The organism is Streptomyces sp. NPDC031365 (assembly GCF_055569765.1).
On the sequence record NZ_JBVIIM010000006.1, the window covers coordinates 88,149 to 103,599 of the forward strand.

At 71.6% G+C, this 15,451-nt stretch carries 13 protein-coding genes; 2 read left to right on the forward strand and 11 right to left on the reverse strand.

Translation table 11 applies throughout. The features are described from left to right. Positions 1–72 precede the first annotated feature (72 nt). The 7 genes from ACZ5C2_RS12280 to ACZ5C2_RS12310 form a co-directional block, all read right to left on the reverse strand. Positions 73–2,649, reverse strand: coding sequence for a polynucleotide kinase-phosphatase (locus tag ACZ5C2_RS12280; protein ID WP_468789290.1), 2,577 nt, complete (start codon positions 2,647–2,649; stop codon positions 73–75). Continuing rightward, a complete protein-coding gene (locus ACZ5C2_RS12285) occupies positions 2,646–4,109 on the reverse strand; it encodes a 3' terminal RNA ribose 2'-O-methyltransferase Hen1 (RefSeq protein ID WP_468789292.1) in 1,464 nt (487 codons plus the stop codon). The genes ACZ5C2_RS12280 and ACZ5C2_RS12285 overlap by 4 nt, the downstream gene beginning before the upstream one ends. Before the next feature lie 168 nt (positions 4,110–4,277). After that, positions 4,278–5,201 carry an LLM class F420-dependent oxidoreductase gene (locus ACZ5C2_RS12290; RefSeq protein ID WP_468789294.1) on the reverse strand — a complete coding sequence of 308 codons (924 nt, stop codon included), beginning with the start codon at positions 5,199–5,201 and terminating at the stop codon, positions 4,278–4,280. Between the two features lie 480 nt (positions 5,202–5,681). Beyond that, positions 5,682–6,152 (reverse strand): DUF6099 family protein, encoded by a 471-nt coding sequence (locus ACZ5C2_RS12295; RefSeq protein WP_468789561.1) that lies wholly within the window; start codon positions 6,150–6,152, stop codon positions 5,682–5,684. Positions 6,153–6,333: 181 nt separating this feature from the next. Beyond that, on the reverse strand, positions 6,334–6,702 hold the full coding sequence (locus ACZ5C2_RS12300; protein WP_468789296.1) for a nucleotide pyrophosphohydrolase: 369 nt from the start codon (positions 6,700–6,702) through the stop codon (positions 6,334–6,336). Continuing rightward, positions 6,695–8,020 carry an ATP-binding protein gene (locus ACZ5C2_RS12305; RefSeq protein ID WP_468789298.1) on the reverse strand — a complete coding sequence of 442 codons (1,326 nt, stop codon included), beginning with the start codon at positions 8,018–8,020 and terminating at the stop codon, positions 6,695–6,697. Before ACZ5C2_RS12305 ends, ACZ5C2_RS12300 begins: the two co-directional genes overlap by 8 nt. 175 nt (positions 8,021–8,195) lie before the next feature. Beyond that, positions 8,196–8,591: a cell division protein SepF gene (locus ACZ5C2_RS12310; RefSeq protein WP_468789300.1), complete on the reverse strand. Its 396-nt coding sequence runs from the start codon at positions 8,589–8,591 to the stop codon at positions 8,196–8,198. 286 nt (positions 8,592–8,877) lie between these two features. On the opposite strand from ACZ5C2_RS12310, the gene ACZ5C2_RS12315 reads away from it, so the two are divergent. Beyond that, the gene (locus ACZ5C2_RS12315) at positions 8,878–9,468 is read left to right on the forward strand and encodes a YdeI/OmpD-associated family protein (RefSeq protein WP_468789302.1); all 591 of its coding nucleotides are present in this window, start codon (positions 8,878–8,880) and stop codon (positions 9,466–9,468) included. 167 nt (positions 9,469–9,635) lie between these two features. On the opposite strand, the gene ACZ5C2_RS12320 is transcribed toward ACZ5C2_RS12315, so the two are convergent. The 4 genes from ACZ5C2_RS12320 to ACZ5C2_RS12335 form a co-directional block, all read right to left on the reverse strand. Beyond that, positions 9,636–11,126, reverse strand: coding sequence for a glycoside hydrolase family 3 protein (locus tag ACZ5C2_RS12320; RefSeq protein WP_468789304.1), 1,491 nt, complete (start codon positions 11,124–11,126; stop codon positions 9,636–9,638). 9 nt (positions 11,127–11,135) lie between these two features. After that, a complete protein-coding gene (locus tag ACZ5C2_RS12325) occupies positions 11,136–11,966 on the reverse strand; it encodes a carbohydrate ABC transporter permease (protein WP_468789307.1) in 831 nt (276 codons plus the stop codon). Continuing rightward, complete coding sequence (locus tag ACZ5C2_RS12330) at positions 11,963–12,949, reverse strand: carbohydrate ABC transporter permease (RefSeq protein ID WP_468789309.1); 987 nt, start codon at positions 12,947–12,949, stop codon at positions 11,963–11,965. The genes ACZ5C2_RS12325 and ACZ5C2_RS12330 overlap by 4 nt, the downstream gene beginning before the upstream one ends. Positions 12,950–13,037: 88 nt before the next feature. Beyond that, the gene (locus ACZ5C2_RS12335; RefSeq protein ID WP_468789311.1) at positions 13,038–14,315 is read right to left on the reverse strand and encodes an extracellular solute-binding protein; all 1,278 of its coding nucleotides are present in this window, start codon (positions 14,313–14,315) and stop codon (positions 13,038–13,040) included. Between the two features lie 371 nt (positions 14,316–14,686). Here ACZ5C2_RS12335 and ACZ5C2_RS12340 point away from each other — a divergent pair, with 371 nt between their 5' ends. Beyond that, on the forward strand, positions 14,687–15,451 hold the full coding sequence (locus ACZ5C2_RS12340) for a GntR family transcriptional regulator (protein ID WP_468789313.1): 765 nt from the start codon (positions 14,687–14,689) through the stop codon (positions 15,449–15,451).

Below are 15,451 nucleotides of genomic sequence, written 5' to 3' on the forward strand. Positions count from 1 at the left end.
ACGATGTCGGCCGGGCTCCCCCCGTACGCGGGGTGCCCGGCCGACGTGAGGGCGGAAAGGGCGCGGGGCCCGTCACAGGCGTGGGTCGACCGGTTCCGACTCCAGGGCCAGTACGGCGAAGACCGGCTCGTGGACGCGCCACAGGGGCTCGCCCCCGGCCAGGCGGTCCAGGGCCTCCAGGCCGAGCGCGTACTCGCGCAGGGCGAGGGAGCGCTTGTGGTTGAGGAAGCGGCCGCGCAGACGGGTCAGGTTCTCCGGGCGGGTGTACTCGGGACCGTAGATGATCCGCAGGTACTCGCGGCCCCGGCACTTGATTCCGGGCTGCACCAGGCGGCCCGAGGAGTCGCGGACCAGGGCGCCGACCGGCTTGACGACCATGCCCTCGCCGCCGCGTCCGGTCATCTCCAGCCACCAGTCGACGCCGGCCCGCACCGACTCGGGGTCGGCGGTGTCGACGTACAAGCGGCGGGTGGTGTGGAGAAGGCCCGTGGTGTCGTGCTCGACCATGCGGTCGATGAGGGCGAGCTGCTGGTCGTGCGGCAGGGCGGCGAGGCTCCGGCCCCGGGCGGCGAGGATCTGGAACGGTGCCAGGCGTACGCCGTCGAGGCCGTCGGTGGTCCAGCAGTAGCGGCGGTACGCGTCGGTGAACGCCGAGGCGGACCCGGCGCGCTCGCGCTGGCGGTTCAGCAGGTCCTTGACCTCGACACCGCGGGCCGCCGCGCCCTCCAGCGCGGCCAGGGCGCCCGGGAAGACCGCGGCGGCGGCGGCGCCGACCGAGGCGTACTGCGAGCGCAGCAGGCCGGACGCCTTCAGGGACCACGGCATCAGTTCGGCGTCCAGCAGCAGCCAGTCGCCCGCGTCGGAGGCGCTGTCGGATGCGGCGAGTTCGTCCCAGAGGCCGGCCTCGGTGACCGCCGTCCGCAGCCGGCCCAGGATCTCCTCCGTGACGGACGCGTCGTCGAAGAACGGGCGGCCGGTACGGGTGTACAGCGAGCCGGTCTCGCCTCCGCCGGCGCCGAACCGCTGAGCGGCCACGGCCGCGTCGCGGCAGACCAGGGCGACCGCACGGGAGCCCATGTGCTTCTCCTCGCACACCACCCGTGCGACGCCGTCCCGCTCGTACTGGGCGAAGGCTTCCACCGGGTGCTCCAGGTAGCCGTCGAGGTGCGACGTGGCGGTGGGTGCCATGGTCGGCGGGAGGTACGGCAGCAGGCGGGGGTCGATCGCGAAGCGGCTCATGACCTCCAGGGCCGCGGCGGCGTTCTCCTCGCGGACGGACACCCGGCCGGTGTGCCGGGTCTCCACGACACGGCGGCCGTGCACGTCCGCCAGGTCCAGCGGGCGGCCCTCGTGGCCGCCGGGGGCCTCGCTGCGCAGCGGGCGGGCCGGCTCGTACCAGACCCGCTCGGCCGGTACGTCGACCAGTTCGCGTTCCGGCCAGCGCAGCGCGGTGAGCTTGCCGCCGAAGACCGCGCCGGTGTCCAGGCAGATGGTGTTGTTGAGCCAGGTCGCCTCCGGGACGGGGGTGTGCCCGTAGACCACGGCCGCACGGCCGCGGTAGTCCTCGGCCCACGGATAGCGCACCGGCAGGCCGAACTCGTCGGTCTCGCCAGTGGTGTCGCCGTACAGGGCGTGGCTGCGGACCCGGCCGGAGGTGCGGCCGTGGTACTTCTCCGGCAGTCCGGCGTGGCAGACCACGAGCCTGCCGCCGTCGAGGACGTAGTGGCTGACGAGGCCGTCGATGAACTGCCGCACCTCGGCGCGGAACGCGTCACTCTGGCCGTCCATCTGGGCGATGGTCTCGGCGAGTCCGTGGGTGTGCTGGACGTTGCGGCCCTTGAGGTAGCGGCCGAACTTGTTCTCGTGGTTGCCGGGCACGCAGAGGGCGTTGCCCGACTTCACCATGGCCATGACGCGGCGCAGGACCGCGGGGCTGTCCGGGCCGCGGTCGACGAGGTCGCCGACGAAGACGGCGGTACGGCCCTCGGGGTGGACACCGTCGGTGTAGCCCAGTTTGCCGAGCAGGCTTTCGAGTTCGGTGGCGCAGCCGTGGATGTCGCCGATGATGTCGAAGGGGCCGGTGAGGTGGGTGAGGTCGTTGAACCGCTTCTCGGTGACGACGACTGCGTGCTCGATCTCCTCCACACCGCGCAGCACATGCACCTTGCGGAAGCCCTCGCGCTCCAAGTGACGCAGTGAACGGCGGAGTTCACGGGTGTGACGCTGGATGACCCGGCGCGGCATGTCCGCGCGGTCGGTGCGGGCCGCGTTGCGCTCGGCGCACACCTGCTCGGGCACGTCGAGCACGATGGCGATGGGCAGGACGTCGTACTGCCTGGCCAGGTCGATCAGCTGACGGCGGGCGTCCTGCTGGACGCTGGTGGCGTCGACGACGGTGCGGCGGCCGGCGGCGAGGCGCTTGCCGGCGATGTAGTGCAGCACGTCGAAGGCGTCGCGGGACGCGCTCTGGTCGTTCTCGTCGTCGGCGACCAGACCGCGGCAGAAGTCGGAGGAGATGACCTCGGTGGGCCCGAAGTGGCGGCGGGCGAAGGTGGACTTGCCGGAGCCGGAGGCGCCGATCAGCACGACGAGGGAGAGGTCGGTGACGGGCAGGGCGCGGGGCGGCCGGGAGGTGTCGGTGGTGGTCATGCGGCCTTCGCCTCCTTCGGGTTCGCGACCTGGAACACGGCCATCTGGGTGGGCGGTCCGACCTCGGGGTCGTCCGGCCCCACGGGCTCGAACCCGACCTCGTAGCCGTGCCGTTCGGCCACCTTCTCCGCCCAGGCGCGGAACTCCTCGCGGGTCCACTCGAAGCGGTGGTCGCCGTGTCGGACATGGCCGGCCGGGAGGCTCTCCCAGCGCACGTTGTACTCGACGTTCGGGGTGGTCACGAGGACCGTCCGGGGGCGGGCGGCGCCGAACACCGCGTACTCCAGGGCCGGCAGCCGGGGCAGGTCGAGGTGTTCGATCACCTCGCTGAGGACGGCGGCGTCGTATCCCGCCAGCCTCTTGTCGGTGTAGACGAGGGAGCCCTGGAAGAGGTGCACGCGCGCGGCCTGGCGCTCCCCCATGCGGTCGAGCTTCAGCCGCCGGGAGGCGATGGTGAGCGCCCGCATCGACACGTCGACGCCGACGATCTCGGTGAAGGACGGGTCCTTGAGCAGCTGCTGCACCAGCTGTCCCTGGCCGCAGCCGAGGTCGAGCACCCGGGCGGCGCCCGAGGCGCGGAGCGCGGCGAGGATCGCCTCGCGGCGCCGCACGGCGAGCGGAGTCGGCTTCTCCTCCTGCTCGGCCTCCGCTTCGACGGCGTTGTCGATGTCCTCGATGTCGCTGTCGTCCGCCTCGGCCAGCCGGACCATCTCCAGGCGTTCCATGGCCTGCCGGGTCAGTGACCAGCGGCGGGAGAGGTAGCGGCTGGTGATCAGCTTCTGCTCCGGGTGCCCGGGCAGCCAGCCCTCGCCGGCCCGCAGCAGTTTGTCGACCTCGTCGGAGGAGACCCAGTAGTGCTTGGCGTCGTCGAGGACGGGGAGCAGTACGTAGAGATGGCGCAGGGCCTCGGCGAGGGTGAGCGTGTCCGCGTCCAGGACCAGGCGTATGTAGCGCGAGTCGCCCCACTGCGGGAACTCGCCGTCCAGCGGCACGGGCTCGGCGATGACGGTCCAGCCGAGCGGCTCGAAGAGCCGGCGGACGAGATCCGGGCCGCCCCGCGCGGGCAGCGCGGGCACCTCGATGCTCAGCGGGCGGGGCTGTCCCGGGAGCTCCGGGCGGGCGGTGCACACCCCGCGCATCGCGCTGGAGAAGACGCCGCTCAGCGCGACGGCGAGCAGGGAGGAGGCGGCGTACGGGCGGTCGTTGACGTACTGCGCGAGGGCGGCGTCGGGTGCGCCGCCGCGTCCCTTGCCCTTGCCGCGCCGGACCAGTGCCACCGCGTCCACCTCCAGCAGCAGCGCCGCCGTGCAGCGCCCGGCATCGGCCTCGGGGTAGAGGACGTGTGCCGTGCCGTAGGACGTGGAGAACGCCTGCGCCTTGTCGGGATGCTTGTGCAGCAGGAAACCGAGGTCGGTCGCCGGGCGCTGTGCGGAGCCGGTGGTACTGATCGTCAGGAACACGGTGGTTACACCTCGAAAGGCCTTCTGAAGTGCGGGTACACAGACCGGGACTCCGGCATGTCCGATCAACGTACAGGGAAGGGGTCGCGGGGTTCGAGGGATTTCGGGGCCGGTACGAGGGGCGGGACCACCCTGGTGAGAGGCGGTCCCGTCCGCCCGGTGCGCGTGCTACGACAGCTGGGACTTGACCTGGGTGGAGATCAGCTCCAGGTGGTCGAGATCGTCCAGGTCGAGGAGCTGGAGGTACAGGCGCCGCGAGCCCGCCCCGGCGTAGCGGCCGATCTTCTCGACGACCTCCGCCGGGGAGCCCGCCAGGCCGTTGGCCTTGAGTTCACCGACCTCGCGGCCGATCGCGGCGGCGCGGCGGGCGACCTCCCGGTCGTCCTTGCCGACGCAGACGACGAGCGCGTTGGAATAGACGAGGTCGCCCGGGTCGCGGCCGGCCTCCTGGGCGGCGTCCCGGACCCGGGCGAACTGGCGCGCGGTGTCCTCGACCGAGGCGAAGGGCATGTTGAACTCGTCGGCGAACCGGGCCGCCAGGCGCGGCGTGCGGGTCGTGCCGTGACCGCCGATGAGCACCGGCACCCTGGGCTGGGACGGCTTGGGGAGCGCGGGTGACTTGGTGAGGTCGTAGTGGGTGCCGTGGTAGTCGAAGGTCTTGCCGGGCTCGGTGGCCCACAGCCCCGTGACGATCTCCAGTTGCTCTTCGAGGCGGGCGAACTTCTCCTTCGGGAAGGGAATGCCGTACGCCTTGTGCTCCTCCTCGAACCAACCGGTGCCCAGGCCGAGTTCGACGCGGCCGCCGGACATCTGGTCGACCTGGGCGACCTGGATGGCGAGCACGCCGGGGAGGCGGAAGGTGCCTGCGGTCATCAGCGTGCCGAGCCGGATGCGCCTGGTCTCGCGGGCGAGGCCGGCGAGGGTGATCCAGGCGTCGGTGGGGCCGGGAAGGCCGTCGCCGGATCCCATGCTGAGGTAGTGGTCGGAGCGGAAGAAGGCGTCGAAGCCGAGGTCCTCGGTGGCCTTGGCGACGGTGAGCAAGGTGTCGTAGGTGGCCCCCTGCTGGGGCTCGGTGAAGATGCGGAGATCCATGCCCTCATCCTGCACGCTCGCCGGCGGAGGGCGGCCTCGTCCGGCCCTCCGGCGTGCCCCGGCCCACGGCCGGGCGGGGACGGGCGTGGACCGGCGGTGCGGTACGGCCGGCACGTGACCGGTCACGGTGGAAATCGTTTGCTCGGGAGGAGCCGGAGCGTCCGGCACCCGTGGCGGCCGGTGTGCGCCGGGGCGTCATCGTGTCGGCCGTCGGAGACCGTCCGGGGCCACGGGCCGGGGAGGCCTTCATGTCCGAAGAGTGCGTGCCGCGGCGGGACGGAGTGGCCACGGGCCGCCGGAGGGGCTGCTGCGGCGGATGGAGGAGCTGATGGCGGCCCTGAGCGCGGACCCGCCGGCGCTGGACGCGGACCCGCGGGCGCTGGACGCGGACCCGCGGGCGACGGGGCGGGATGCCGGGGCCGCGGAGGAACACCAGGGCCGCTGACACCGCGCCGCGTCGGTGCGGAAGGCCCGGTGCGCTCATCCGGCCTCCCGCACCGGTAGGACCTCGTCGCGGTCCGCCAGTCTGCGGAGCATCTCCAGCACACGGTCCCGGGACTCGTCCGCCGCGTCGATGGCCTCCATGCACTGCCAGTACGTCGCCTCGTCGTTCACGGAACAGGCGATGCCGACCAGGGCGATACCGACCTCGCCGAGCAGACCGCCGAGGTACATCAGGCACGGGCGGGCCTCGCCCAGTTCGGTGAGCTGCGCCGCGCGCGGCTCACCCACGCCGAACTCGGGGGTGCCCAGCACACCGCAGCCGCGGCCCGCCAACTCGGTCAGCCCCAGCGCCTCGCCGCGCAGTTCGGGTGGGCCGACGACCGCCAGTCGGCTGCCTATCGCCTGTGCCAGGGCCTGTGCCTGCCACACCTCGGTCAGCAGCTCCGGCACGCCGCCGCTCGCTGCCAGGGCCCTTCTGCTCGTCACGATGAGCCGCACCGCGTCCATGCGCTGCCCCCGTCCGTCCGACGCGCTGCCCACGCGTCCGCATCCACTGAACTCCCTTGTCCATTACCCAGAGTGAGGGACCGTGAGACAAAAAGCCAGAGGAAGACCGAAATCTGTGGACAACAATTCGATCGAGGTCAGATTCTCATATACGGAGAGTGAAGACGGAGCCGACGGCTCCCTACTCGGGGGACGGCTTTCCGGCCGGGAACCGGCGCTCGTTGCGGTCGATCTTCGCGGCAAGGGCGGCCAGCGGGTCCACGCCGAGGACCTCGCACAGCTGGAGGAGATAGGCGAGGACGTCGGCGACCTCGTCGGCGACCCGGTGCGCGCTGTCCGGGTCGTCCATGACACGGGAGGACTCCTCGGGCGTCAGCCACTGGAAGATCTCGAGGAGTTCGGATGCCTCCACGCTGAGCGCGGCGGCGAGGTTCTTCGGGGTGTGGTACGGCTGCCAGTCGCGCACGGCGGCGAGCTCGGCGAGACGGCGCTGGAGTCCGGCGAGTACGAGTGGCTCGTGCGGGGTGTCGTCGTCGTACGGATCAGTCACGGTCCAGGTCTACCACTGTCACGCCGGGCACTCCGGCGGCCCAGGAGGCGTCGCTCACCGCGCCGGCCAGGCGGATGTGCCCGCGCTCGCACATCCGCGCCGCCAGGCGCAGCAGGTGCGCGCGCTGTCCGGGGTCGAGATCCCGGTCCAGGCCGTCGGCGAGGACCGTGAGGGTGCGGAGCGCGGCGGGGACCTCGCCGGGCACGTCGGTCTCCAGTACGCCGGGGCCGGTGAGCAGCACCAGCGCGAGGGCGGTGTACCTCAGCTCGCCGTCACCGAGCCGCCGCAACTCGGTACGGGTGCCGTCGCCCCGGTCGAGCAGGGCGCGGACCAGGCGGCCGGCGTCGTACGGCTCGGCGAGCAGGTCGGCGACCGGCCCCGCGCAGCCGGCGCGCACCGCGTCGACGAGGAGCGCGTGCCGGCGTCCGCACTCGGCACGGGTGCGCCGCAGTACGTCGGCGACGTTGTCACAGCCGCCCAGCAGCCGGCCGGTTCCGGCCGGTACGGCGCCGCGCATCCGGTCGGGGCGGGGGTCGCAGGGGAAGACCGAGCGCAGGGCGACCACCATCTGCTCGGCGGCGGCGAGCACCCTGCGCTGCCCCGGGGTCTTGCCGGCGACGCGCAGCGGCAGCAGCGCGGTGCCGAGCCGATCGTCCGGCAGCGGGGCGCGGGTCACCGGTGCGGTCCCGGCCGTGTACCAGGCGGCCTGCACGGTGCGGCGGCTCGGATCGCGCAGGGCGGTCTGCAGCAGGACCTGTCCGTCCGCGGTCAGCCGCTCGCCCACGATGCGCAGCTCCGGTTCGGCCTGTACGGCGATCTCCAGCCGGACCGGTCCCTCGGGGCCGTCGGCCGTGCAGCCGATACGGAAGCCGCGGCGGCGCTGGACGTCGGGGCGTGCCCGCTCCGGCACACAGGCGCCGGGCTCCCGGAACGCCTCGCCCAGCTCGGCCCCGCCACCGAGCCGGGCGAGCGCCTCGTACGCCCCCAGCGCACTGGTCTTGCCGCTTCCACTGCGCCCGGCGATCAGCGTCAGCGCCCCGAGGGGAAGCGTGACGCCACGGTGCCCTGCGAACGCGGACAGCAGCAGTGCGGTGACCCGCGGCAGCCCGGGGCGCCGCTCGGCCGCGCCGGAAGCGGGAGACCCGGCCGACGGCAGGGGTGGCGGGGGCGCAGTCGTGCCGGACGCAGGTGACGACGGCGTGCCCGGACCGGCCAGGGACGGCGACGGCGTGCTCGGACCGGACAGGGACGGCGACGGCGTGCCCGGACCGGACAGGAGCGACGGCGTGCCCGGGTGGGACAAGGGTGGCGGGGTCATGTGCGGGACGCTAAGGGATGGAGTGCGGGGCGAACCGTTCCGCTTGGTGGGCCGTCCCACGTTCGGGCGGCGCGGGCCGCGCGGCTGCTCGCGCCCTCGGGCACCGTATGCGCCCCCAAGGGGCCCCGGGGCCCGGGGTCCTTGAGAGCCCGGACCACCCGAGATCACCGGGCTCTCAGACTCCCGGGACCCCCATGCCCTCCATCAGCCCCGTGACCTCCGTGCCGGACGGGGTCAGGAGGAAGACGTTGCGGTCCACCCGGTGCATCCCGCTGGCCAGACCGAAGACGACACCCGTGCTGAAGTCCAGGACGCGTTTGGCCACGTCGGGCTCCGCGCCGGTCAGGTCCAGCAGGACGGGTATGCCCGACATCAGTGTCTCGGCGACGTCGCGGGCGTCCGCGAACACGTTGACGCGCAGGACGACGAAGCGGCGCCGGGCCTCCGTCTCGGCCTCGGGCAGTGCGCGATGGCCCACCGCGGACGGCCACGCGTCGCGGCCCCGCAGCGGAACGACCTGGGCGAGCCCTTCCCACTGTTCGTCGGTGACATCGTGGCTGCTCACCGGCATGCTCCGTCCCCTGTCGCGCTGACTGTCTGCATCGGGCAATTCTTACGCATGGTCACCCGTTCGGCCCAATAACGACACGCTCCGCCATCGCACCGCACCTACTCCCCGGACCTGCCGGAGCCCGTCGTCGGTCACGGCACCGGCCCGCGCGGCGTGCGGAGGCCCGGCGGGCCGGGGCGCCGGCCAGATCCGCTCCGGAACCGGAATCCGCCACCATCAGATCCGCCCGACTCCCCAGCGGGGCCCCCGCGTTGACCCGGGTCCTCCGGGCCGGTTGCATGGGCGTATGGCTGGTGACGTGAAGGGTGTGACGGGGCCGGTGCGTGCCTTCGAGACGCAGGGGGACTGGGAGGAGTGGCTGGAGGAGCATCACGAGGAGGCCGGCGGGATCTGGGTGAAGATTCCGCGCAAGGGCTCCGGTGTCGTCGGGGTCGACTACGCCACCGCGCTGGAGTCGGCGCTGTGCTACGGCTGGATCGACGGGCACAAGAAGGGGCTGGACGACACGTACTGGATCCAGCGTTTCACGCCGCGTCGCCCGCGCAGCAGATGGTCGGCGGTCAACCGGCAGAAGGCCATCGACCTCATCGAGCGGGAGCGGATGCGGCCGCCCGGTCTGCGCGAGGTGGAGAGGGCGCAGGCGGACGGTCGCTGGGAAGCCGCGTACGCGAGCCAGAGCACGGCGGCCGTCCCCGGCGATCTGCGGGCCGCGCTGGACGCGACCCCCGGTGCCGGTGACTTCTTCGGCACCCTCGACAGCCGCAACCGCTACGCGATCCTTCACCGGATCGAGGAGGCCAAACGGCCTCAGACCCGCGCGGCCCGGATCGAGAAGTTCGTCGCCATGCTCGCCGAGGGGAAGAAGATCCACCCCTGAGCTTCGCGCGGCCGGCCCCCTGACGACCGCCTCCGAGCGCGCCGGAGCCGCGGCGCCCGGCCGGCGACGCCCGCCGCCCCGTCACGGACACGCACGGGTCGGCCCGGGGCGGGCCGGACTGCGGTCCCGCCCGGCGCCACGGCCACACGACCCGGAACGACGGCGAGTCAGCCCGCCACCACCGCCTCCGCCGCCGCCACACCGCAGACGCGCGCCGCGCCGTGGGTGGTGATGTGCAGGGCGCCGCGTGGAGCGGACTGCGGTACGCCCATCTCCACCACCACGGTGTCCGGGTCGGCGGCGAGCAGCGTGTCCAGGGCGGTACGCATCCACGGGTGCCGGTGCTCGTCGCGGACCACGGCGACGACGCGTCGGCCCGCCGCCGCCCTCAGTGCCGCGTCACCGGCGTCGGGACCGGTGAAGCTGCCCGTGGCCGTGCCCGGCAGCAGTCGCTCCAGCTCCGCGCCGACACCCCACGGGGTCTCGTCGCCCACGGCGATGTTCGGGGCCGGGTTGAAGGTGGCGACGTACACCGGCCCGCTGACCGGCGTGGAGCCGGCGGCGCGGGTGACGGTCACCGCTCTGCGGGCCGCCGTGAGACCGATCTCCGGCTCGGGGTCGACCGCGGCCGCCGGGGAGCGCCGTACTCCGGCGGTCCATTCGGCCAGGGCACGCACCCGGGCGGCGGCGTCGGCGAGCCGTTCCTCCGGGAGTTCGCCGGAGCGTACGGCGCGCACCAGCGCGTCCTGGAGGCTCTGCACCGTGCCCTCGTCGCACAGCCCGCCGCCCACGCAGATCGCGTCGGCGCCGGCGGCGATGGCGAGGACGACCCCGTGTTCGAGGCCGTACGTGCCGGAGATGGCGCGCATCTCCATGCCGTCGGTGACGATCAGCCCCTCGTAGCCGAGTTCGCCGCGCAGCAGGTCGGTGAGGATGCGCCGGGAGAGCGTGGCCGGGCGGTCCGGGTCGAGGACCGGCACCCGGATGTGCGCGCTCATGACGGCACGGGTGCCGACCGCGATCGCCGCCCGGAACGGCTGAAGTTCACGCTCGTGCAGCGTCGTGGCGTCCAGGTCGATGTGCGGGACCGCGTGGTGGGAGTCGACGCTGGTGTCGCCGTGGCCGGGGAAGTGCTTGGTGCACGCGGCGACACCGGTGGACTGCAGGCCCTCCACGTACGCGGCGGTGTGCCGGGCGACCAGGTCGGTCTCCCGGCCGAAGGAGCGCACGCCGATCACCGGATTGTCCGGATTGGCGTTGACGTCGGCGGAGGGGGCCCAGTTGAAGTTGACCCCGCACTCGGCGAGCCGGCGGCCCAGCTCGCGGGCGACGCCCCGGGTCAGGCCGGTGTCGTCGACCGCGCCGAGCGCGTGGTTGCCGGGGAAGGAGGATCCGGTGCGGACCTCCAGGCGGGTGACGTCTCCGCTCTCCTCGTCGATGGCCACCAGCAGGTCGTCCCGCTCGGCCCGCAACTGCGCGGTGAGGGCGGTGACCTGCTCGGCGGTGGTGACGTTACGGCCGAAGAGGGCGACGGAGGCGAGGCCCTCACCGAGCCTGCGGCGTACCCAGTCGGGCGCGGTGGTACCGGCGAAGCCCGGCTGCAGTACGGCCAGCGCATCCCGGGTGAGGGTGTCGGTGCCGGTGGTGAATGTCGTCATCGGGTGGCGTTATCCCTTCACGGCGCCCGCGGTGAGGCCGCTGACGGCCTTGCGCTGCAGGAAGACGAAGAGGATCAGGATCGGGACGGCGAAGAGCGACGAGGCGGCCATGGTCGCGCCCCAGTCGTTGCCGAACTGGCTCTGGAAACTGGACAGCCACAGCGGCAGGGTCTGGGCCTCGGCGTCCTTGTTGAGCACCAGCACCAGGGCGAACTCGTTCCAGGCGGTGATGAATCCGAACAGCGAGGTGGCCATCAGGCCCGGGGCGAGCAGCGGCAGGATGACCCGGCGGAACGCCTGGGCGCGGGTGCAGCCGTCGACCATCGCCGACTCCTCCAGTTCCTTCGGCACGGCGGCGACGAAGCCGCGCAGCGTCAGGATGGTGAAGGGCAGGATCATCATCATGTAGAAGAGCGTCAGCGGTACGAGGCTGTTCAGCATGGACGCGTCGCGCACGATCATGTACATCGCGATGATCATGACTTCCCAGGGCGCCATCTGCGCCAGCATGAAGCCGATGACGAAGCCGCGCCGTCCCTTGAACCGCATCCGCGCGAGGGCGAAGGAGCCGGCCAGCGCGATGACCATCGAGAAGACGACGGCGAGGACGGTGACGGTCAGCGAGTTGGTGACGTAGGTCCAGAAGTGGTCGACGTCGGTCGCGGTCACGAAGTGTTCGAAGGTGATGTCGGTGGGGAGCCAGACCGGGTCCTGCGAGATGATGTCGCCGGTCGGCTTGAGGGCCGTGCTGAACATCCAGTACACCGGGAAGACGAAGCCGATGAACAGGACGGCGGCCGTGACGTTGGGCCACAGGCGGCCGAACAGTGAGCGCTTCACAGCTCGTCCTCCTCTTGCTTGAGCACGATCCTGAGGTAGTAGGCGGTCAGGCCGAGCAGGATCAGGATGGTCAGGACGGCGATCGCCGCGCCCATGCCGTAGTGCTGGTTGCCGACGCCCTCGACGTAGGCGTAGACGGGCAGGATCTCGGTGAGCCGGTCCGGGCCGCCCTCGTTGATGAGGTAGACCTGCACGAACGCCTTGAAGACCCAGATGATCTCCAGGAACGTCGTGGCGTAGAGGAAGGGCCGCAGGAACGGCACGGTGACCGTGGTGAAGCTCCGCCAGGCGCCGGCGCCGTCGAGGGACGCGGCCTCGTAGAGCTCCTTCGGGATCGTGGTGGTCGCGGCGTAGAGGTTGATCGCGACGAACGGGATGGACATCCACACGATCAGCAGGGTGATGACGAAGAACGTCGACATCTGGCTGCTGGTCCAGCTGTAGTCGGCCATGGAGTGCCAGCCGAGCTTGTCCAGGACCCAGTTGACGACGCCGAAGCGCTGTGCGAACAGCCACTGGTAGACGGTGGTGGCGGCCACGATCGGCATGGCCCAGGCGAGCACCAGGCCCAGCAGCAGGGTGAACCGCATCCACTTGCCGAGACGGGCGAGCAGCAGTCCGACCAGTGCGCCCAGCACCATGATCAGGACGACGTTGACCGCCGTGAACAGGATCGAGCGGAGGGTGACCCGCCAGAAGTCCTCACTGGTCAGGGCCGCCTGGTAGTTGTCGACACCGTTCCACTCAGTGGCGCGCTGGATCAGCTGCGTCATGTTGAGGTTCTGGAACGACAGCAGCACGTCCTTCAGCAGCGGCCAGCCGAGCAGCAGCACGGAGGCCACACAGGCGGGCAGCAGCAACAGGTAGGGGGCGAGCGCGCCAACGCGCGACGCCGCTGTCTGTGCCGTCCTGCCGGGTCCCCCGTCGTCCGCCTTGCGGACGTCCGCCGGGCCGGAGGGCGGCCGTTCGGTCTGCACGGTCATGCTCGCGATCTCTCTTCTCGACATACTCGACGCCGGGGCGGGGACCGGCGAGTGGCCGGCCCCCGCCCCGTCCGTGCACTCGCTGCGTCTACTGCTTCTGCGACAGGCGCTTGTTGAACTCGCCCTCGACCTGCTCCGCGGCCTCGGCCGGGGACTTGCCGTTCAGAACGGCGGTCAGGTACGTCTTGATCGGGTTGGGGTCGTTCTCCACAGCGGCCCACTCCGGGATCAGCGGCGTGGTGCCACCGACGGCGGCGGCCGGCGCCGCGGCCTCGGCGGGGGCGTTGCCCTTCAGGTTGCTCTGCAGCGACTCCTTGTTCGGGATGACGCCGTTGAGCTTGGCCAGCTGGCCCTCGAACTTGTCGGAGAGGGCGAGCTTCAGGAACTCCTTGGCGAGCTCCTGCTTCTTGCTGCCGGCGGCGACGGCGAGGTTGGAGCCGCCGAGGAAGACACCCTCGGGCTTGTCGGCCGTGGCACCGGGGATGGTGAAGTAGCCGATGTCCTTCTCGATCTTCGGGTTGGCCTCGATCGCGATGCCGGCTTCCCAGCCCATGCCGATGAACGCGCCGATCTTGCCGTCGGCGAAGACCTCGCCCTGCTGCGGGGTGGCCTCGTCCTTGTCCTTGGGCGCCTTGGACAGCGCCTGGAACTTCTTGTACGTCTCCGCGGCGGCGGCGACCTTCGGGTCGTCGAGGTTGGAGACGTACGTGTCGCCGTCCTTCTTGACCAGTTCGCCACCCTCGCCGATCACCAGGCCGACGAAGTGGTACCAGTTCTGGCCGGGCAGGTAGATCGGTTCGGCGTCGGTCTTGTCACCGATCGTCTTGAGCGCGTCGTAGAACTCGTCGCGGGTCTTGGGCGTGTCCTTGAGACCGGCGTCCGCCCAGACCTTCTTGTTGTAGAGGACGACGCGGTTGGCGAAGTACCAGGGCGCCGCGTACTGCTTGCCCTCGAAGACGGACGACTCGTTGAGCGACTCGGTCCACTCGCCGCCGATCTCGGACTTGAGGTCGGCGAGGTCGGCGAGGCCGCCGGTCTTGGCGTAGGCCGGGGTCTGGGTGTTGCCGATCTCGAAGACGTCCGGCGGGTTCTCCTCGGACAGCGAGGTGGTCAGCTTCTGCTGGATGCCGTTCCACTGCTGGACCTCGAACTTGACCTTCGCCTTGGTCTTCTTCTCGAACTCGGCGGTGAGGTCCTTCTGCCACTGGTCCGGCGACGAGCCGTCCATCACCCACACGGTGAGCGTCTCGCCGGCGTAACCGTCCGCACCGGCCTTCTTGTCGCCGTCACCACTGTCGCCGCCACACGCAGCGACGGAGAACAACATGCCCGCGACCCCGATCGCGGCTATCAGCTTGCGCTTCACGCGCCACCCCTCCTCAGGAATGCCTTCCACACCCACGCCCTCGGCGGTGACCCTCACAACGGCGCAACAGCTCGGCGGGCTGGGACCCGGCTTCCTCTAAATGGTTTAGACCAGCAAGGGGAGCTTGGCCTAGACCTATGGCCCTGTCAAGGGTCGTGGACCCACGCCTGGATAACGGCTCGGCCACTTCCGAACGGCGGTAGAACTCACCCCAAACGGGGACGGCTTGAGGGTTGGACTAGACCAAAGCGAGAACGCACCGTTATAACGGGATCGCCGAGCGTGCGGCGCCGAACCCGGCCGTCCGCCGACGTGCACCGCGGCCGGCACCTGCCGTCCGCGCGCCGGACACCGCAGCCGGGAGGCAGGTCATGAGCACGGACGTCAGCAGCGCCCAGGCCGGAACGGGGGCGCCGGGCCATATCGGTCGCGTTCCGAAGTACTACCGCATCAAGCAGCGGTTACTGCAGATGACCGACGAGCGGGCCCCGGGCGCCCCGATGCCGGCGGAGCGCCTGCTCGCCGTCGAGTTCCGCACCTCCCGCACCACGATCCGCAAGGCACTTCAGGAGCTGGTGGGCGAGGGCCGACTGGACCGGATCCAGGGCAAGGGCACGTTCGTCGCCCGGCCGAAGGTCTACCGCACGCTCCAGCTCACCTCGTACACCGAGGACATGCGGGCGCAGGGGCTCCATCCGGCCTCACAGGTCCTGGACATCGGCTACGTTCCCGCCGACGAGGAGCTGGCGGCCCTGCTGGAGGTGGAGCCGGAGGACAGGGTGCTGCGCATCGAGCGGCTGCGGCTGGCCGGCGGCGAGCCGATGGCGATCGAGGCCACCCACCTGTCCGCCCGCCGCTTCCCCCACCTGCGCCGGAACCTCTCCCGCTACACCTCGCTCTACACCACCCTCGCCGAGGTGTACGGGGTCCGCCCGGCGGAGGCCGACGAGACGATCGAGACCTCCCCGGCGACCCCGCGGGAGGCCGGACTGCTCGGTACGGACGTGGGGCTGCCGATGCTCCTGCTCTCCCGCCACTCGCGGGACGAGACGGGGACGCCGGTGGAGTGGGTCCGCTCGGTGTACCGCGGCTCGCGCTACAAGTTCACGGCGACCCTGACCCGTCCGGCGCCCTGA